Source organism: Mesorhizobium sp. M0410 (assembly GCF_040321435.1).
GTDB lineage: Bacteria > Pseudomonadota > Alphaproteobacteria > Rhizobiales > Rhizobiaceae > Mesorhizobium.
This window is the reverse complement of record NZ_JAMYRN010000020.1, coordinates 16,453-35,727: the sequence shown is the minus strand read 5'-3', so window position 1 is coordinate 35,727 and position 19,275 is coordinate 16,453. Positions and strand designations below refer to the sequence as shown.

Here is a 19,275-nt window from a genome sequence, read left to right as displayed (position 1 = left end):
CCGGACCCAATGGTCGACCCGACAGCCTTACCGCAGACCAAGGGGCCGCTTCGCCGCGCGTTCGACCGCTTTTTCGAAAACCGCGCGGCGCGTGCCGGGCTTTTGATCGTCATCCCGATCCTGCTGGCGGTTTCGACCTATTCTTTGTGGTGGCCGTTCGGCCCGAACGCCATCGACCTCAGGGCGATGAACAAGGCGCCGTCGGCCATTCATTGGCTGGGTAGCGACGGCGTCGGGCGCGACGTCATGGCCCGGTTGCTGCAAGGTGGGCGAATCTCATTGCTGGTCGCCGTCTGCTCGGTCGCCATATCGACCGTCATAGGCTTCCTGGTCGGCGCCGGCGCCAGCTTTGGCGGGCGCCTCGTCGACGGCACGGTGATGCGCTTGGTCGATCTGGCGATGACGCTGCCGCCGGTGATCTTCCTGCTGGTGCTGGCTTCGATTGCCGGCACCGGCATCGCGCCGACCATACTGGTGATCTCGCTGCTCTCCTGGCCGGTGCTGTCGCGCATGGTGCGCGCCCGGCTGCTCGAACTGCGCGAGCGCGATTTCGTCGTTGCCGCCCGCGGCATGGGCGCGGGGCTGCCGCATCTGCTGTTCCGGCACGGCCTGCCCAATTGCATCGATATCCTGGTCGTCTATGCCACCTTGCAGATCGCCAACGCCATCCTGCTCGAGGCCGGCCTGTCCTTCCTCGGCCTCGGCATCGCGCCGCCCGAAGCCAGCTGGGGCAACATGCTCAATCTCGCCCGCTCCACCGTCGTGCTTGAAAATTATCCGTGGCAATGGATGTTCCCAGGCGCCGCACTGGTGCTCACCGTGCTCGCCATCAACTTCATCGGCGACGGCCTGCGCGACGCATTCGATCCCCGCTCCGATCTCAACTGACCTCGAAGGTTCATCAAAATGCCTCTGTTTACCGGCGTCGTGCCACCTGTCGTCACCCCGCTCAATGCCGATTTCAGCGTCGATTTTCCGTCGTTCACGCGCACCATCGAGAACCTGCTCGACGGCGGCGTCCACGGGCTGTTCGTGCTGGGCTCGACCAGCGAGGTGGTCTTCCACGACGAGGCGGGCCGCAGGGCCGTCCTCGAGCACGCGGTCAAGGTCAATAACGGCCGGCTTCCGATCTTCGCCGGTGTTATCGACCCGACGACCGACCGCGTCATCAACCACGCCCGCATCGCCAGATCGGCCGGTGCCGACGCCATCGTCGTCACCGCGCCGTTTTATACCCGCACCAGCCAGCCCGAGATCGGCGATCACTTCCGCTACATCAAAGATGCGATCGACATTCCGGTCATCGCCTACGACATCCCGGTCTGCGTGCACGTCAAGCTGGAGCGCACGACCACGGTCGGTCTCGCCAGGGAAGGAGCCATTGCGGGTATCAAGGATTCCAGCGGCGATGACGGCAATCTGCGTTACGTGCTCAAGGACATGGCCGACGATCCCAGTTTTTTCGGCATGACCGGTTCCGAGATCCTGGTCGACAGCGTGCTGGCGATGGGTGCGCATGGCGTCGTGCCGGGCCTCGCCAATGTCGACCCGCATGGTTATGTCAGGCTGTGGAAGCTGACGCAGGCGGGCCAGCTTGCCGAAGCCCGCCTGGAGCAGGAGCGGTTGTTGAAACTGTTCGAGATCGTCTGGATCTCGCTCGGCAGGACCAGCGCCGGCTCGGCCGGCGTCGGCGCCTTCAAGGCGGCGATGAAGAGCCTCGGCATCATCGCCTCGAACACCATGGCGCGGCCGCAGCGCAGCCTGAACGACGAGGAAACCGCAAAGATCGACATGATCCTTCGCGATGTGGGGCTGCTCCGCTGAGCGCCACGCCGATCCTGTCGATTTCCGGCCTGCGCGCGGTGTTCCGCATTGCGGGGCGCGACATCGCGGCGGTAAGGGATGTCAACCTGACGATCGGCTCCGGCGAGACCGTGGCGCTCGTTGGCGAATCCGGATCGGGCAAGTCCGTCACCAGCCTGTCGATCATGGGATTGCTGCCGAAAGGGGTCGGACATATCGCCGAGGGGTCGATCGCGCTGCGGCGCAAGAACGGCACGCTCACCGAACTGACCAGCCTCGATGCCGAGTCGCTGCGCAAGATACGCGGCAACGAGATCGGCATGGTGTTCCAGGAGCCGATGACCAGCCTCAACCCGGTCTACACGATCGGCGAGCAGATCGCCGAACCGATCCGCATTCATCTCGGCAAATCGCACCGCGAGGCAGAAGCAGACGCGGTGCGGCTGCTGGAACAGGTCGGCATTCCCGATCCGAAGCGGCGGGCGCGGCAGTATCCGCACGAACTTTCGGGCGGGATGCGCCAGCGCGCTACCATCGCCATGGCCCTGTCCTGCGATCCGGGCTTGCTGATCGCCGACGAGCCGACCACCGCGCTGGACGTCACCATCCAGGCCCAGATCCTCGATCTTTTGGCCGAGCTGCAGGCGCAGCGCGGCATGGGCATCCTGTTCGTCACCCACAATCTCAGCGTCGTCGCCGAAATCGCCGACCGGGTAGCGGTGATGTATGCCGGGCGTATCGTCGAAACAGGTCCGGTGAGCGAAGTGTTCACCCGTCCGCGTCATCCCTATACCGCCGGGTTGATGCGTTCGGTGCCGCGGCTCGGCCAGGCCACGGCACTGAAGCTGGCGGGCACGCCGCTGCCGACCATTGCCGGGAATGTTCCGTCGCTCACGTTGCTGCCCAAAGGCTGTTCCTTCGCGCCGCGCTGCCCGATGGCTATCGCTGCCTGCCGTGCCGCGGTCCCGCCCTTGTTTGCGGCGACGCCGACCCGGCAAAGCCGCTGCCTGCGTTGGGAGGAGCTCTGATGGCCGACGTTCCCTTCCTTTCGGTCAAAAACCTGACCAAGCATTTTGCGCCGACAGCGTTCTCGCGTGGCCCGCTGGTCAGGGCGCTGGAGGACATTTCCTTCGATGTCAGGCGTGGCGAGGTGGTTGGCCTGGTCGGCGAGTCCGGCTCCGGCAAGACCACGATCGGCCGCTCGGTGCTGCGTCTGATCGAGCCGACATCCGGCCAAATCACCTATGACGGCACCGATATCACCAGGCTGGGTGCCGCCCAGCTGCGCCGCCAGCGTCGCAAGATGCAGTATATTTTCCAGGATCCCTTCGCCAGCCTGTCGCCGCGCATGACGATAGGGCAGATCCTCACCGAAGGCCTTGACATTCAAGCCATTGGCAAGAGGTCCGAGCGGCGGGCGAAGGCCGCGAAGGCACTTGCCGCGGTTGAGTTGCCGTTCGACGCCTATGACCGCTACGCCCATGAATTCTCGGGCGGCCAGCGCCAGCGCATCGGCATCGCCCGGGCGCTGACGCTCGAGCCGGAATTCATCGTCGCCGACGAGCCGGTCTCGGCACTCGACGTCTCGATCCAGGCGCAAATCATCAATTTGTTGCGCGACCTGCAGCTCCGGCTCGGCCTGACCATGCTGTTCATTTCGCACGATCTGGCCGTCGTCGAGTACATCTGCGACACGGTCATCGTGCTCTATCTCGGGCGCATCATGGAGGTTGCGCCGGCGGCCGAGCTTTATGCCCGACCGCAGCATCCCTACACGCGTGCGCTGCTGTCAGCCATTCCATCGCTCGATCCGCTGGCGAGGCAAGGCCGGCAGGTGCTCAAAGGCGATATTCCCAGTCCGGCGAACCCGCCGTCGGGCTGTGTTTTCCGAACCCGTTGCCCGTTCGCGTTGGAGGCTTGCGCCGCGGCCGTGCCGCCACTGAGGGCGACAGCCGACGGCCATCTGAAGGCCTGCATTCGCGACGACATCGCTTAGGAATAATTGCCCAGACAACGGTCAAACAGGTCCCCAATCCCAGGCGTTCATCGACATCCACCGCCCGGTTTCACGAAGCTGTTATTGTCGTTCCCGTCATTGAAACGTCAGCGATGCCGACCCATATGCACGCTGCGCCGGATGTTTCCTCCCATTCGTCCGGCGCGTTCCCCTCTGAAGGTTTTCGACCTTCACATCTGGCCGGGCTTTGCAGCCCGGCCTTTTTTCTACGGGGTTGGTGAGCGAGCCGAGATCATGGCGCAGGCGTGCCCAGCGTATCGATGCGTTTCGCCAGCGCCGCGGGATCGCCAAGCACACGGACCGTCTTCAGCCGAGCGGTGCCGCCGGCGACGATCGAGACGGCCGAAGCGGCCACGCCAAGCGCCTTGGCGACCAGCCTTTCCAGCGCTCGATTGGCGGCCCCGTTTTCCGGCACGGCGCGAACGCGAGCCTTCAGATGGCTTCGCCCATCCGCGGTCGTTTCGGCCCCCTCGAGCCTGTCCATCGCTGATTTCGGCGTCAGCCGGACGAACAGGTCGATACCGTCGGCGCGCGTCCGGAACGGCGCGCGCATGGGACGCCTGCACTCAGACGACCAGCGAAAGCACGGTGGTGAGCAGGAACTGCCGGATGAAGAACAGGATCAGCAGCAGGATGATCGGCGAGATGTCGATGCCGCCGAGATCGGGCATGAAGCGGCGGATCGGCCGCAGCGCCGGTTCGGTCAGCCGATAGAGCATGTTGCTGATGGTATCGACGAACTGGTTGCGGGAGTTGACGACGTTGAAGGCGTAGAGCCAGGAAAATATCGCCGAGGCGATGATGATCCACCAGTAAAGGTCAAGCGCCATGACAATGGTCTGAATGAGGGCGATCATGCCGGTCTCCGATTGTTGCCGACATGTAGCCACTGTAGCTGAAAGCGGCAAGAGCCGCGTTCCGACGCGTGGGCGAGGCGCACGAACGGCCGAACGGCATTTCGGCAGCAAGGGCAGCCTTGACAGGAAACCGCAGCGGCCGATAAAAGCCCAATCCGCTGGACGGGGCTGTAGCTCAGCTGGGAGAGCGCGTCGTTCGCAATGACGAGGTCAGGAGTTCGATCCTCCTCAGCTCCACCAGCGGATTTTTCGAACCCCCCGTGAATGCTGAGGAACCTTTCTTGGATTCCATGGGTCCTCAGATCAAGCAACCGAATGCATCGCGAGCCTCTGCCGGCTTGGCACTGTCGTCGCCGGGTGGATTCACATCGGCGACGTAAAGGCCCTCTACACCAATAGCGTATGCGGCCTATTGCCACTGCGCCTCCTCCTTGCCAGACTTGGCCCGTCTTCAAAACCGAGGGGAATTCACCATGACCGGCACGACAAGACGTGATTTTGTAGGTCTTACAGGAGTGGCAGCGACTGCCCTGGCCGGTGCTGTTGCAACACGAGCTACCGCTGCCGAAAGTGACGTATCGCCATCGTTCGATGAGGTTCTTCAAGAGTACAATCTAAACAACACAGAAAGGACTAGATCAAAGCTGGCGATCTATGTCGTCCTTTCTCATCTGCACGCCAGCCTCGAGAAGGAATTTAGTGACCTTGGGCTAGAGCTGCCTCTAGGAAAAAAGGCGGTGCCATCGAATCTGCCGGCCAATTTCGAAGACGCGCAGGTTGCACCCCTTCCGTGGCTCTTCAAGCCCTCGGAAGTTACCGACCACGAACGAAACGGCTATGCGACGATTGCAATGCGAATGAACGCAGTGATGGCAAGACACACCGCTGACGTGAGTGTCGGGGTTTCGCATATCATGTCGCACAAGGGATAACCGCGACCTTGCCGGCGAGCACGGCACGTCAGGCGAGCACAACGCCGGCCGGCGATTTGTTGTTGCGGGCGAACCGATTACCTGTTTTCGCGAGGCGACTGCGCTGCGAGAGTCCTCACAATGGATAAATCCTTCCGGGACGCGCCGCGCGAGATAGCAAAGCTCTCGGCACCCCGGCCAGTGGGAATTGTCAGCCGTCCGCGCGTAGTGGCGCTGCTTTCGCAGGCCCTCGACAGCGGTGCATGCTGGCTGGCTGCGCCTGGTGGATACGGCAAGACCACCGCGGTGATCGACTTTCTGGAACACGGCGGGCTGGAACAAGGCGGGCCGGAGCAAAGCGAATCGGCATACAACTGGTATCGGGTCGACACCGAGGACCAGGACGTTGCGCGGCTTTTCCATTATCTGACGCTGTCGCTCGACGGCAGGCATGCCGGCATGCCGGTCTTTGGTCCGGAATATGCCGACAATTCCGACGATTTCGCGCGGCTGTTCTTCCGCACCTATTTCTCGCGGCTTGATCCGGGCACGATCCTAGTCCTCGACGATCTGCATCGTGCCGATGCACCAGGCTTTCGCCGGACGCTGGCGATCCTGTTGCGCGAACGCCCCAATACCGTCCGCTGCATCTGCACATCGCGGATGCTGCCCGAGGGCGATGTCGCCGACCTCGTGCTGTCGGGACAGTTGCCGGTCCTCAACCAAACGCTGCTGGAGTTTTCGCCTGCGGAGGCTCGCAACCTCGTCACCGCCCGCTCGCAATCGCCGTCCGAGGTCGGCGACATTTCGGAGGCGCGCGGCTGGGCGGTGGGCCTTCTCCTGCTGGCCAATGCTGGAATGTACTACCCGCTTTCGCAGACCGGCCTTGCCGGAGGCGCCGGCCTTCGGGAGATTGTCGGACGTTATTTCCTGCGCGACATCGCGCCGGAGGACCAGGATCTGCTGATCAGGCTCAACCTTCTGCCGGAGATCAGCACGGACCTTGCCGATGCGTTCCTGGGTTCGCCGCAGGCTGCCCGCCTGCTGGTGCGGCTGCAGCATCGCCAGCTGCTGATCACGCGCGACGGTCCGGGCGGCGCCGCCTTCCAGCTGCATGACTTGTTGCGCGAATACCTTGCCGGCCTACTGGACCGGCGCGTGACGGAAGCGGACCGTTCCAGGCTGCGCGAGCAGGCAGCAAAGGTCCTGCACGAGGCCGGCAAAACCGACGCGGCAATCGTGCTGGCGTTGCAGGCGGGCGCCTGGCCGCTGGCACGCCAGCTCATTCTGGAGTGCGCTAACGGCGTTCTCTCGCAAGGGCGCAGGGCCAGCTTCGTCGAATGGTGCAACAGGCTGCCCCCCGACGAGATGGACGGGTGGGTCCATTATTGGCTGGGCGTCGCCTTCGCGTCGGACGATGCGAAGGCCGAGCCGCACTTCTCCAAGGCATGGCAAGCATTCGAGAACACCGACATGCGCGGACAATGCCTGACGGTCGCGCGGGCGGTCGTAGTCAAGACCGCCAGCTGGCGTACGCATGAGGGGCTGGCGGATTGGACGCGCCGAGCCTCACAGGTTCTTGCCAAGGGGTTGCCGGAATTGGATCCGGAGGAACTCATGATGGTCAGGCTCGGCATCCTGCGGGCCGTCGATTTCGCCGAACCTGGCGAATTCGACGCCCATGACGCGAAGCGCCTCGTGAATGATATCCAGCAGCGCCTGACACATCTGCCGATCGAGGATTCGGTCGAGTTGCGCCTGCTGGCAAGCGAAGCGCTCATCGACTACGCGACCTCGTCGGGGCAGCGCGACATTTTTGCCAATGCCGTGGACAGCGTTGCCGCCGATCTCGAACATCCGGATATCCCACCGCTTGTGCTCGGCATGTGGCTGGTGTCCTTTGGCTCGGCCAGCGGCCGTTACTTCCCCTATTCGCGGCGCGGTTTTGTCTATGCCTCGGCCGAGGATGCGTTGCGACGCGCAACGGCGATAGGCGAGCAGCACGCCTTACGGGGCGTCGAGTTCAGCGCCCTCTACCAGCTCCAATTGCTGATGAAGCTTCACAACAGGTTCTCGGAGTTCAATGCGCTGGTCTCCCGACTGGGCGAGATCGCGGACAGCAGGTTCACCACCCAGGTCGCGGTCGTCGCCGACTGCCATGCGGCGATGCACACGCGCAACGGCGACTTCGCCAAGGCCTATCTCGACTGCGATGTCGTCATGGATGCGATCGAGCGGGCGAACGAGCCGATGATCGAGCGCTGGCCGCATTACGTCACCAAATACCAGGTCCTGCTGGCCGACCGGCGTCCGGCGGAGGCGATTGCGCTACTTCAGGGGATCGCCGAAAGGCTGAGCGGCGGCCCTCGCCAGCGTGTCGAACTCAGCATTCTAGCCGCACGGGCCCTGGAGCAGAAGTGGAACGGCGGCGCGTCCTATGGCACTCGTCTGGCTGAATTCATGGCGGCATTGCGCGAGGTCAATCCCTCGGCGATCTTGCTCAACCTGCCGGACTTGCTAGCCGAGCTGATCGCCGATGCGCTGGAGCGAAAGATCGATGTCGATCTCTGCCGCCGCGTCGTTCGGGCGCGATATCTGGTCCCGCCCGCTGGTCGCCCCGCCCAGTGGCCTTGGCCGCTCAGGATACACTTGATGGGAGGCTTCCGCCTCGAGATCGATGGCGCCGAGGTCGCGCCCGGTGCCAAACCTACCCGCGCTCTCGACATATTGCGCATTATCTGCCTGTCGAGGGATCAGGTCTGTTCGGTGGAAACCCTGCAGGATTGGCTCTGGCCCGACCTCGACGGCGACCAGGCCAAAGCGGCCTTGGAGCAGGCGCTGCATCGTCTGCGCAAATTGCTCGGGCAAGGCGAACTCGTAACGCTGAGAGAAGGCCGTTTGCGGCTCGCTGCCGACAAGGTCTGGATCGATCTGCAGGATTGGGAAGACCGGCTGAAACCCGTTCTGTCGGGCCAAAGAGACAGCGCAATCGAGGAGCAGGAGATGCTGCTGGAAGGCTTTGTCGGCCCGCTTTTCTCGAATGGCCCGACGCCCGCCTGGTCGAACGCCGCGGCCGACCGGGTGCGGGACGGGTTGGTGGAGCTTGCCGTGCGGATCGCCAAACACTGGCAGAGCCGAGGCAACGCAGATCGGGCACGCCAAGCGTGCCGGCGTGCGCTCGATTTCTACCCGGAATCGGCCAAACTCCATGGCACGCTCATCCAGGAGAGCCTCTCCAGAAACGACCACGCCGGCGCCATCGAGGATTACCGGCGCTATGAACGCGCGCTCGCTTCGACCGGCGATGACGAGCCCTCGCCTTTGCTGCGTTCGCTCGTGCGCCCGTTTCTCTAGACCGGTTCATCGTTTCACGGAAACGCCGAACCGCTCTATCTCTTTATTTTTTCGCAGTTCCGGACGGAAAACCGTTCCACACTTTTCCTGGAATTGCTCTGGCGCAGCTCAGAACTCTGTAAGCCGTCCGTAAGTCGCGGTCTGGGAACCTCGGCCCGTCGATCAAAACCGATCGCCGGAGGCCTGAAGCCCCCGATACCAACACTCACAGGAAGGAAAAGGTCATGCCGTATACTGCCAGAGCAACTTCGAGAGTGCGTGCCGGCACCATCCGCGCTGGAGCCACAAGACTTTCCGACCAGCTCAGGATCGGGCCTTGGTCGCTCCTCTCGCCCGAAGCTGTCATACAGCAAAAGTACAACTCCCTTGGAGGCGCCGGCTTCGCCGAGATCGACAGGAAGGAGACTGGAAAAGCCTGGTATCTCAAGAACGGCTCATGCATTTGTTACAACGATGCCATGCACGACGCCTTTGAGATCCACGGCGACATCTACAGGAAATGGATTGCGCTTGGCGGTCTCGCGTGGGGCATTCCCTGCACCGACGAAACCGGAACTCCCGACGGCGTCGGGCGATACAATCACTTCAACAACAATATCGCTTCGATCTACTGGACACCGAATACCGGTGCTCAAGCGATTTGGGGGGCAATTCGCAGCAAATGGGCAGCAATGGGCTGGGAGCGCTCGGTTCTCGGCTATCCGGTCACCGACGAAACCGGAACTCCCGACGGCGTCGGGCGCTACAACCATTTTGCCAATGCCGGCTCGATCTACTGGACACCGAACACCGGAGCCAACGTGGTGTACGGTGACATCCGCAAGAAGTGGGAAAGCCTGGGCTGGGAACAGTCATATCTGGGGTACCCAACCACCGACGAGACCGAATTTGCCGACGGTGGCCGTGCCAATCTGTTTGAAAACGGCGGCATATACTGGTGGCCCGACACCGGCGCGATCGACCTTCGAGATGTCGTCGTCCACTATACCGGCCTCCATTGCTTCGGCGAGACCGACTGGGATCAGGGGTCGAGTGCGGACGAGCCCTATGTCATCGTCAGCGTGACAACGCCGCAGATCGCCGACACCAAGCGCAGCCAGGTCTATGGCGACGTCGATGCGGGAGATACGAGACCCGACCTGATGGAGGTCTATCGAGGCAAGCCCTACGGCATCAATATCGGTACGGTGCTGATGGAAAACGATTTCGGCGATCCAAACAAGTACAAGGACGAAGTGCAGAAGGTCGTGATGGGCGTCCATACGGCGGGTACGCTGGCTTTGGGCCTCATTCCGGTGGCAGGACCTATCATTGCCGCAATAGCCGGCCCGGCCCTGGGATCCTTGATGCCATCGATCGGCGGCGCCATCAGCGATCTCTTCGATTGGGGCGATGACAGGATCGGGAGCGCGACAGTGACCATCTCCGCAAAGCAGATGGTGTTGCTCGCGGCACGTACGAACAATACCACCTTCAGCGGGATTGGGTTCAAAGTGGAAACGCCCCTGATTTCCGGCGAAGGGGCGTCCTACAAAGCCTATTTCGGCTTTGTGCCTGCCTAGTCTAGGCCAATCGCCCCGGCAAAAAAGCTTGCCGGGACAATCAACTTACCAGCCCCGCCTTCCGTTGGCGGGGCTGACGTTCGCGACTGAGAGATTTATTTCCGTAGCGGTCGTCACAAGGCGGTCCGGATTCGCCAGCGGCCGATCAGCATAGCGGGCAGTCACCTCAACGACACTGCCGCAGCCAGCGAGGCCGAGCCGGGACCGACAGAACCGGATCAGGCGGCGCGCAACCCGACGCCATGACGGCCGACATCAATCAGGATAGAAGAGAACCGTGACAAGAGCGGGCACGCATCACACCAGTCCGCGCTTGGCCATCATTGCTTCCGGTGAAGGCATCTTGCCGCGGAAGGCGGTGTAGAGTTCTTCGGGATCCTTCGAGCCGCCGGCGGCGTAGATGTTCTTGCGCAGCCGCTCGGCCAGCGCCGGATTGAACGGATCGCCCGTCTCCTCGAAGGCGGCGAAGGCGTCGGCATCGAGCACTTCCGACCACATGTAGGAATAATAGCCGGCCGAATAGCCGTCGCCGGCAAAGATGTGGCCGAAATGCGGGGTGCGGTGACGCATGGCGATGGTATCGGGCATGTTAAGCCCTTCCAGCGTTTCGGCTTCGAAACGAAGCGGCTGGTCCGGTGCATCCGGCCGGGCGTGGTAAGCCATGTCGACCAACGCCGAGGCAGTGAACTCGACCGTGGCGAAGCCCGCGCCGAAGGTGCGCGCCGCCAGCATCTTGTCGACCAGCGCCTTTGGCATCGGCTTGCCGGTCTCGACATGCAGCGCATGTTTTTCCAGCACCGCCGGTACCGTCAGCCAGTGTTCGTAAAGCTGCGAAGGCAGTTCGACGAAATCGCGGCTGACCGAGGTGCCAGCGACCGACGGCCAAGTGACGTCGGTCAGCATGCCGTGCAGAGCATGACCGAATTCATGGAACAGCGTCTTGGCTTCATCGACCGACAGCAAGGCGGCCTCGCCGGCCGGCGGCTTGGCGAAGTTCATGATGTTGTGGATGACCGGCTTCGAGCCAGGGCCAAGCCTATAACCGGATTTCAGCGCGCTCATCCAGGCGCCGGAGCGCTTCGAAGGCCGCGCGAAATAGTCGGCGAGGAACAGGCCGCGCTCGCTGCCGTCGGCATTCTTCACCACGAAAACACGTGCGTCCGGATGCCAGGTGGCAATGCCCTTCTTTTCTTCGAAAGAAATGCCGAACAATCGTGTTGCCACATCGAAACAGGCGTCGATGATGCGGTCTAGCTGCAGGTACGGCTTCAGCTCGGCCTCGTCGAAGGCGAATTTCTCTGCGCGCAGCTTCTCCTGATAGAAGCGCCAGTCCCAGGCAGCGAATTTTTCGTTGCTGCCGGCCTCGGCCGCCAGCCGCTGCAATTCGGCTTGGTCGCTTGCGGCCTTTTCCACCGCCTTTTCCCAGACCGGATCGAGCAGCGCGTGCACCGCCTCCGGCGTCTTGGCCATAGTATCGTCGAGCTTCAATGCGGCGTAGGAAGCATAGCCGAGCAGCTTCGCTTTCTCGGCGCGCAGCCGCAGCATCTCGCGCACCACTTCCGTGTTGTCGGCAGCGCCGCCATTCTGACCACGCATGATGAAGGCGCGGAACGCTGTCTCGCGCAGATCGCGGCGTTCTGAGAAGGTCGAGAACGGCTCGTAGATCGAACGCGACAGAGTGACGGCGTAGCGGCCCTTCTGGCCGCGCATCTCGGCGGCTTCCGCCATCGAGCTCTTCAGGAATTCCGGCAGGCCGGCAAGGTCGGCTTCGTCGAGGAACAACGCCCAGTCGCGCTCGTCGGCAAGCACGTTCTGGCCGAAATTGGTGCCGAGCGACGACAATTCCTCGTTGATCGAGGCCAGCCGCTTCTTGCCTTCGGCGTCGAGCATGGCGCCGGAGCGAACGAAGTTTTTCCAGGTCTTTTCCAAGACCCGCAGCGTTTCGGCATCGAGCTTCAAAGCATCGCGGCGCTGATGCAGGTGGTCGATGCGGGCGAACAGGCGTTCGTTCATCGAGATTGCCGAGAAGTGCCGCGACATCTTCGGCGAGATGTCGCGCTCCAGCGCCTGGATCGCCTCGTTGGTGTGGGCGCCGGCGCGGCACCAGAAGATCGACGAGACATGGTCGAGAGCCTCGCCGGCAAGCTCGAGCGCGGCAAGCGTGTTTTCGATGGTCGGCGTCCCGGTGTTGCCGGCAATCGCCTCGATCTCGGCTTCATGCGCCTTCAGGGCCGCGTCGAAGACCGGAGAAAAATCGCCATCGCCGATGCGCGTGAAATCGGGCAGGCCGAGCGGCCCTTGCCATGCGGTCAGCGGATGGGCAGCGAGGTCGACGGTGGACGGCATGGGCAAACTTTCGCTGAGTGGCGGGAGAAGATGAATCGTCACCGATGTAAGGCGCCGGCCGGTTGCGCGCAACAGCGGGTCCCGTTCATGGTTCCGTCAGTAACCGTCGCAATTTTCGGCGATCGCGGCTTGCGAACTGGCGCTGATCTGGTCGTTGGCGACCGCGAAAGTCTCCTGCATCAGCATGTCGTTGCTGGGAAAATCATAGCAGGCGATCACAGTGGTGACGCCGCCCTCCGTCTTCTCGATCCGGTGGCGGATTTCGGCCCCGGCGACGGCGCCCTGCCACTCGGCGATCGAGGCGATGAATTCCTGCTTGCTTTGCACGACGCCGAGGTCGTCGAGCTTGATGCGGACGTTGTCGGCGAGCAGGTCCGACAATTCGGTGCGGTCGGCGACCAGCAGTGCCGAATACCAGCGGTCTATGATCGCGCTATCGTCGGCGCTGGCAACATTTGCTGAGCACAGTAGTGCCGCCGCCGCGAACGCGAACCGAGCTCGCATCATGCCCTCGTCTCCTACTCCGTCTCCGGCCGCTCGAAATCGCCTGTGTCCTTGTTCATCACCCAAAGCTCGCCGGTCGAGATGTCGAACCAGGCGCCGTGCAGCGACAGCCGCCCCTTGCCTTCGAGGATCGAAACACAAGGGAAGGTGCGCAGATTGGCGATGGAATAACGGATCGAGATGCGCTCCAGCGCCGTCTGGCGCTCGGTCGCGGTCATGAAGGTGCTCGACGATACGGTCTCGGCCGCAGGTGCGATCAGGCTCATCCATCTGCCGATGAAATCGCCCGGCGACAAGGGTGCGGCCGTGGTGTCGAGTGCCGCGCGGATGCCGCCGCAGCGGCCGTGGCCCATCACCACGATGTTCTTGACCTTGAGGCTCTGCACCGCAAATTCGAGCGCCGCCGATGTCGAGTGGAACTGATCGTCTGGCGCATAGGGCGGCACCAGATTGCCGACATTGCGCAGCACGAACAACTCGCCCGGCCCGGCATCGAAGATCGCTTCGGGCGCGGCACGGGAATCGCAGCAGGCGACGATCATTGTTTCCGGTGCCTGGCCCTCCCGCGCCAGCGAGCGATAACGGCCGCTTTCGGTGAGATAGCGGCCGCTCATGAAACTGCGGTAGCCGGTGAGAAGATGCTCGGGAAGATGGGGCATGGGCAGCGGTGGGAGCCTTTCCGGGTTGAAGGCAGCTCGGTTCAATCCCGAAAGGCTCTAGCGCATCGGCCCGAAAATCGGAACCGATTTTCGGAAAGCACCGAGACGCAGGTTCAAAGCGTGGAGCTCACTCTGCCCCAAGTGGACGGCACCTCGCTCCAGCCACATCCCGACAGTCGAAGCAACTGAACCCGGCCAGCGTATTCCTAGACTATTCCGCGATCTCCAGCAGGGTCGATATCAGCAGCCGGCGCTCGTCGGCGGAAAGAATATCCGAACCGAACAGATTCATGCTGCGAAGTCCCTCGATGGCGAGATAGCAGATCAGCAGCGCCTTGAGGTTCGGCGTCTCCTCCTTCAGCCGTTCGAACACCTGCCGCCTGAACGATTTTATCGGCGTCAGGAAGTCGGGATCCTCGGCGATAGCCGAAAATATCCAGGATGCCGATGGCTTCGTCTCCTCGGCATGCTCGGCCGAAAGCCTGATATAGGCGGCGAGCGGGCTCTCGCCGCTGCCGCTGTTCTTGCGGGCGGCCTCCAGCGCCTGTTGGAATGCGCTGAGATAATCCTCCACCAGCGCCTGCATCAATTTCGCCTTGGTCGGGAAATTGTAGAGAAGACCACCCTTCGACACGCCGGCACGGCTGGCAACAGCGTCCAGCGACAGGCTGCCAGGACCCGTCTCGCGCGCTACCGCGGCGGCAGCAGCGAGAATTTTTTCGCGCGAATTTGCTCTGCGGACCTTCATCAATCGTTCCCCGTTCATTGGCTTAGGCGGAATTGACAAGACCGTCCAGACGGTACAGTAAGATCGCCATCATTTGAAAGTGGGACCAGTCACAGGTATGTGTTCCGGTCATCCGACCGTTATGCTGGGCCATGGCCGAGGGAACTGTTCGTGATCAAGCGCTTCATCATCGCCTTCATTCTGCTCGTGCTGGTGTGCGGCGGCATCGTCGGCTTCAACCTGTTTCGCGACAATGCGATCAAACAGTTCTTCGCCACCATGAAGCCGCCGGCCGCGACCGTGTCGACAGTCATCGTCAAACCGATGTCCTGGACGCCCGGCATCGAGGCGATCGGCACTGTCAGTGCCGTACGCGGCGTCGACCTGACGGTCGAAACTGCTGGCATCGTCAAGGACATCCTGTTCCATGCCAATCAGAAGGTCGCCGCCAACGCCGTCCTGCTGCAGCTTGACGATGCCGTCGAGCGAGCCGACCTCGTCGCGTCGAAGGCGCAAGCCACCTCCGACCAGACGACGCTGATGCGCGCTCTCGAGCTGCAGAAGCGCGGGGTCGGCACCGATGCCACGCTCGACACGGCGCAGGCAGCAGCATCGGTCTCCGCCGCGCAGGTAAACAAGCTGCAAGCGGTGCTCGACCAAAAGCAGTTGACCGCCCCCTTCAAGGGCACTGTCGGTATTCCGAAAATCGACCTTGGCCAGTATCTCACACCCGGCACCGCCGTGGTGACCTTGCAGGACATGGATACGATGCGTGTCGATTTCACCGTGCCGGAGCAGCAGCTTCCGCAGCTGAAGATCGGACAGACGGTGCGGTTGGGCGTCGGCGGCGGCGACATGCCGTTCACCGGCAGCATCCGCGGCATCGATCCGAAGATCGACCCGACCAGCCGGCTGGTGACGGTAAGGGCGGAGGTCGGCAATCCCGAAGGCAAGCTGACGCCGGGCCAGTTCGTCCAGGTGCGCGTCGAACTGCCCGAGGAGAACGACGTGCTGGCGCTGCCGCAGACGGCGCTGACTTCCAGCCTGTACGGCGACTTCGTCTTCGTGGTGCGCCCGGCCAAACCCGCCGAAGCCAACGGCGCGGCTCCCGAGGCAAAGCCGGAAGAAAAGCCGGCTGCAGATGCTGCCAAGCCCGCAGCCGAAGCACCCGCGGCAAAACCCGAAGAAAAGCCGGCCGCTACCCCAGCCAAACCGGCAGCGGAAGGCAAGCCGGCAGCGGAAGAACAGAAGCCGCAGCTCGTGCTCGCCCAGGTGTTCGTCAAGCCAGGCCGCCACAACGCCGGCCTGGTCGAGATCCTGGAAGGCATCCAGCCCGGCGACGAAGTCGTTACGGCCGGCCAGAACCGGCTCTCCAACGGCATGTCCGTTGCCGTCGACAACACGATCGATCCGAGCAAGCCGGCGAACCAGCAGGCAGCCCAGCAATGAGCTTTTCCGATCTCTTCATCCGCCGCCCGGTCCTTTCGACCGTGCTTGCCTGCATGATCCTGCTTCTGGGTTTTCAGGGCATCTTCAACCTTTCGATCCGGCAGTATCCAGAGGTTGAAGAAACGGCCATCACCATCACCACGGCCTATCCCGGCGCCAGCGCCGACCTGATCCAGGGGTTCATTTCCGCGCCGATCGCGCGTGCCGTCGCTTCGACCGAAAACATCGATTATGTCACGTCGTCGAGCCGGCCGTCCTCCAGCACCGTGACGGTGCAGATGAAGCTCGGCTCCGACCCCGACGTCGCGCTGAACGAAGTCTTGTCGAAGGTTCAGAGTGTTCGCGGCGATCTGCCGGACGAAACCAAAGACCCGGTGATCGTCAAGGGCACCGGCCAGCAGTTCGCGATGATGTACATATCGATGCAGAATCCGAACATGACACCGGAACAGCTCACCGAATATATCGAGCGTGTCGTGCGGCCGCGTATCTCGACGGTCGAAGGTGTCGCCGACGTGCAGATTTTCGGCGCCGCCGAATATTCGATGCGTGTCTGGATCGACCCGATCAAACTGGCGGCGCGCGGCGTGACGGCGGCGGAAGTGCTGACCGCCATCAACGAATCGAATTTCCTCTCCGCGCCCGGCGATACCGAAAACGAATATGTGGCTTCCTCGATCACGGTTCGCTCGACCCTGCAGACGCCGGAGGCTTTCGCTGCCCTTCCGCTCCGCTCGAAAGACGGCAATGTGGTGAGGCTGCGCGACGTGGCCCGCGTCGAGCTCGCCGCGGCGAGCACCGACACCAGGGTCACGTTCAACGGCAAGCCCGGCATCTTTCTCGCCATCTTTCCGACGCCCGCCGCCAATCCACTGACCACCGCGGCGGCGATCCACAAGATTGTGCCGACCATCCAGGAGACGCTGCCGCTCGGCATGACGATCGAGATCGTCTACGATTCGACCGAGCAGATCAGCGCGTCGATCGAGGAGGTGTTCAAGACCATCGGCGAGGCGGTCGCCATCGTCATCGTCGTCATCCTGCTCTTCCTCGGCTCGTTCCGCTCGGTGCTGATGCCGATCGTGACCATTCCGCTGTCGCTGATCGGCGTCTGTTTCCTGCTGTTTTCTTTGGGTTATTCGATCAACCTTTTATCGTTGCTGGCCATGGTGCTGGCGATCGGACTGGTTGTTGACGATGCCATCGTGGTGGTGGAAAACATCCACCGCCACATGGAGGAAGACGGCTTGTCGCCGATGCAGGCGGCCTTCAACGGCATGCGGGAGATCTCGTCCGCCGTCGTCGCCATGACGATAACGCTGGCCGCGGTGTTCGCGCCGCTGGCCTTCACCGGCGGCCTGACAGGCGCACTGTTTCGCGAATTCGCGGTGACGCTTGCCGGCTCGGTGGTGCTTTCGGGGGTCGTCGCCCTAACCGTCACGCCGATGATGTCGGCACGCATCCTGAGGGCCGGCTCGCACAGCCGCTTCCAGCGCATTGTCGACAACACGTTCGGGCGCGTCGAACACGTCTACGAGCGGCTGGTCAGCGGCTCGCTGAAATATCGCCCGGTGACGCTGATGATCGTCATCGCACTGGTCGCCACGACCGGCTTCATGTTCACAAAGACCGCGAGCGAACTGGCGCCGGAAGAAGACCAGGGCTTCTTGCTGTCTATTGTGAACGCGCCGCGTTACGCGACGTCGGACTACACCGAGACCTATGTGAACCAGATTCTCGGGCTGGTGAATGATATCCCCGAAACCAGGGCACGGTTCTCCGCCGTCGCGTTCCAAGGCCCGACCAACAGCGCTTTCGTCGGCTTTGCGTTCAAGGACTGGGCCGAGCGCGCGCGCAGCTCGAAGGAACTTCAGGAAGACATCACTGCCCGCCTTGCCAAGGTGGCAGGCGTCGAGGCTTTCGTCTTCGCACCACCGACGCTGCCCGGCTCCGGCGGCGGCCTGCCAATCACGATGGTGGTGCGCTCGACCGGCGAGGCCTCCCAAGTGTACGAGGCCGCCGAGAATATCAAGAACAAGGCGCAGGCCTCCGGTCGCTTCCTCGCCGTGCAGAATTCCATGTCCTACGATGCGCCGCAAGTGACAGTGACGATCGACCGCGACCGCGCCGCGGCACTCAACCTGCCGATCGCCGAAATCGGCCGGACGCTGACCCTCTTGGTCGGTGGCGCCGAGGTGGCGCAATTCGACCGCGAATCCAACAGCTACGACATCATCCCGCAGGTGCCGCAGCAATTCCGCGACAATCCCGAAAAACTTGGGGAGTATTTCGTGCGCAGCGTCTCGGGTGAGATGGTGCCGCTCTCTGCGGTGGTGAAGATCTCGACCAACGCGTCGCCGGCGGCGATCGAGCAATTCAACCAGTTGAATTCCGCAACGATTTCCGCCTTGCCGCTGCCTGGCGTCACCACCGGCGACGGTTTGAAAGCGATCGAGGATATCGCCAAGGAGAGCCTGCCGGACACTTTCTTCATCGACTATACCGGTCAATCGCGGCAGGAGAAGGAACAGGGCTACACGATCATCATCGCCTTCGCGGCGGCAGTGCTCGTCATCTACCTGGTGCTGGCGGCGCAGTTCGAAAGCTTCCGCGATCCGTTGATCATCATGATGGCGGTGCCACTCTCGATCTTCGGCGCGATCGTGCCGCTTAATATCGGGCTCGGCACCCTCAACATCTACACCCAGGTCGGCTTGATCACCTTGATCGGCCTGATCACCAAGCACGGCATCCTTCTGGTCGAGTTCGCCAACCAGCAGCGTGAAATGCACGGCATGCGGCGGCGCGATGCGATCATCGCCTCGGCCAGGGTGCGGCTGCGGCCGATCCTGATGACGACGGCGGCGATGGCGCTAGGCGTGGTGCCGCTGATCATCTCCAGCGGCGCCGGTGCCGCGGCACGCTATTCGATGGGCCTGGTGATCTTCACCGGCATCCTGGTCGGAACCATGTTCACGCTGTTCGTGGTGCCGATGTTCTACACCTTTATCGCCAGCAAGGACCTGCCGCATCACGCCGAAAAGCCGGATCCGAAGCTGATGCCGGCGATGCCGGATTAGATTGTA

At 62.7% G+C, this 19,275-nt stretch carries 15 protein-coding genes and 1 tRNA gene; 10 read left to right on the top strand and 6 right to left on the bottom strand.

Going from position 1 to position 19,275, the window contains the following annotated elements; all coding sequences use genetic code 11:
• The first annotated feature begins 9 nt into the window (after positions 1 to 9).
• Genes NKI63_RS24155 through NKI63_RS24140 form a run of 4 tightly spaced genes read left to right on the top strand, consistent with a single transcriptional unit; the run spans position 10 to position 3,799 of the window.
• Positions 10 to 888: an ABC transporter permease gene (locus NKI63_RS24155; protein ID WP_352509098.1), complete on the top strand. Its 879-nt coding sequence runs from the start codon at positions 10 to 12 to the stop codon at positions 886 to 888.
• 18 nt (positions 889 to 906) lie between these two features.
• Positions 907 to 1,824, top strand: coding sequence for a dihydrodipicolinate synthase family protein (locus tag NKI63_RS24150; RefSeq protein WP_352823630.1), 918 nt, complete (start codon positions 907 to 909; stop codon positions 1,822 to 1,824).
• Complete coding sequence (locus tag NKI63_RS24145) at positions 1,821 to 2,831, top strand: ABC transporter ATP-binding protein (protein WP_352509097.1); 1,011 nt, start codon at positions 1,821 to 1,823, stop codon at positions 2,829 to 2,831. Before NKI63_RS24150 ends, NKI63_RS24145 begins: the two co-directional genes overlap by 4 nt.
• A complete protein-coding gene (locus tag NKI63_RS24140; protein ID WP_352509086.1) occupies positions 2,831 to 3,799 on the top strand; it encodes an ABC transporter ATP-binding protein in 969 nt (322 codons plus the stop codon). The genes NKI63_RS24145 and NKI63_RS24140 overlap by 1 nt, the downstream gene beginning before the upstream one ends.
• A 253-nt stretch (positions 3,800 to 4,052) precedes the next feature.
• On the opposite strand, the gene NKI63_RS24135 is transcribed toward NKI63_RS24140, so the two are convergent.
• Positions 4,053 to 4,373 carry a DUF167 family protein gene (locus NKI63_RS24135; RefSeq protein WP_352509085.1) on the bottom strand — a complete coding sequence of 107 codons (321 nt, stop codon included), beginning with the start codon at positions 4,371 to 4,373 and terminating at the stop codon, positions 4,053 to 4,055.
• A gap of 13 nt (positions 4,374 to 4,386) precedes the next feature.
• Positions 4,387 to 4,677 carry a YggT family protein gene (locus NKI63_RS24130; protein WP_023678162.1) on the bottom strand — a complete coding sequence of 97 codons (291 nt, stop codon included), beginning with the start codon at positions 4,675 to 4,677 and terminating at the stop codon, positions 4,387 to 4,389.
• Between the two features lie 164 nt (positions 4,678 to 4,841).
• On the opposite strand from NKI63_RS24130, the gene NKI63_RS24125 reads away from it, so the two are divergent.
• The 4 genes from NKI63_RS24125 to NKI63_RS24110 all read left to right on the top strand — a co-directional run bounded on the left by NKI63_RS24125 (position 4,842) and on the right by NKI63_RS24110 (position 10,504).
• Positions 4,842 to 4,917, top strand: a tRNA-Ala gene (locus tag NKI63_RS24125).
• A gap of 233 nt (positions 4,918 to 5,150) precedes the next feature.
• Positions 5,151 to 5,609 carry a hypothetical protein gene (locus NKI63_RS24120; RefSeq protein WP_352480022.1) on the top strand — a complete coding sequence of 153 codons (459 nt, stop codon included), beginning with the start codon at positions 5,151 to 5,153 and terminating at the stop codon, positions 5,607 to 5,609.
• 120 nt (positions 5,610 to 5,729) lie between these two features.
• On the top strand, positions 5,730 to 8,942 hold the full coding sequence (locus NKI63_RS24115) for an AfsR/SARP family transcriptional regulator (protein WP_352823627.1): 3,213 nt from the start codon (positions 5,730 to 5,732) through the stop codon (positions 8,940 to 8,942).
• Between the two features lie 224 nt (positions 8,943 to 9,166).
• The gene (locus NKI63_RS24110; protein ID WP_352509083.1) at positions 9,167 to 10,504 is read left to right on the top strand and encodes an LGFP repeat-containing protein; all 1,338 of its coding nucleotides are present in this window, start codon (positions 9,167 to 9,169) and stop codon (positions 10,502 to 10,504) included.
• Between the two features lie 297 nt (positions 10,505 to 10,801).
• Here NKI63_RS24110 and NKI63_RS24105 read toward each other — a convergent pair whose 3' ends face one another.
• From NKI63_RS24105 to NKI63_RS24090, 4 genes are all read right to left on the bottom strand, one after another.
• Positions 10,802 to 12,856 carry a M3 family metallopeptidase gene (locus NKI63_RS24105; protein ID WP_352751474.1) on the bottom strand — a complete coding sequence of 685 codons (2,055 nt, stop codon included), beginning with the start codon at positions 12,854 to 12,856 and terminating at the stop codon, positions 10,802 to 10,804.
• A gap of 90 nt (positions 12,857 to 12,946) precedes the next feature.
• The gene (locus NKI63_RS24100) at positions 12,947 to 13,354 is read right to left on the bottom strand and encodes a nuclear transport factor 2 family protein (RefSeq protein WP_352509095.1); all 408 of its coding nucleotides are present in this window, start codon (positions 13,352 to 13,354) and stop codon (positions 12,947 to 12,949) included.
• A gap of 14 nt (positions 13,355 to 13,368) precedes the next feature.
• Positions 13,369 to 14,013: a carbonic anhydrase gene (locus NKI63_RS24095; protein ID WP_352690251.1), complete on the bottom strand. Its 645-nt coding sequence runs from the start codon at positions 14,011 to 14,013 to the stop codon at positions 13,369 to 13,371.
• Positions 14,014 to 14,224: 211 nt separating this feature from the next.
• On the bottom strand, positions 14,225 to 14,761 hold the full coding sequence (locus NKI63_RS24090; protein ID WP_352690250.1) for a TetR/AcrR family transcriptional regulator: 537 nt from the start codon (positions 14,759 to 14,761) through the stop codon (positions 14,225 to 14,227).
• Positions 14,762 to 14,911: 150 nt separating this feature from the next.
• On the opposite strand from NKI63_RS24090, the gene NKI63_RS24085 reads away from it, so the two are divergent.
• Together NKI63_RS24085 and NKI63_RS24080 are read left to right on the top strand one after the other, a co-directional pair.
• Positions 14,912 to 16,189, top strand: coding sequence for an efflux RND transporter periplasmic adaptor subunit (locus NKI63_RS24085; protein WP_502900501.1), 1,278 nt, complete (start codon positions 14,912 to 14,914; stop codon positions 16,187 to 16,189).
• Positions 16,186 to 19,269 carry an efflux RND transporter permease subunit gene (locus NKI63_RS24080; RefSeq protein WP_352690248.1) on the top strand — a complete coding sequence of 1,028 codons (3,084 nt, stop codon included), beginning with the start codon at positions 16,186 to 16,188 and terminating at the stop codon, positions 19,267 to 19,269. Before NKI63_RS24085 ends, NKI63_RS24080 begins: the two co-directional genes overlap by 4 nt.
• Positions 19,270 to 19,275 lie beyond the last annotated feature (6 nt).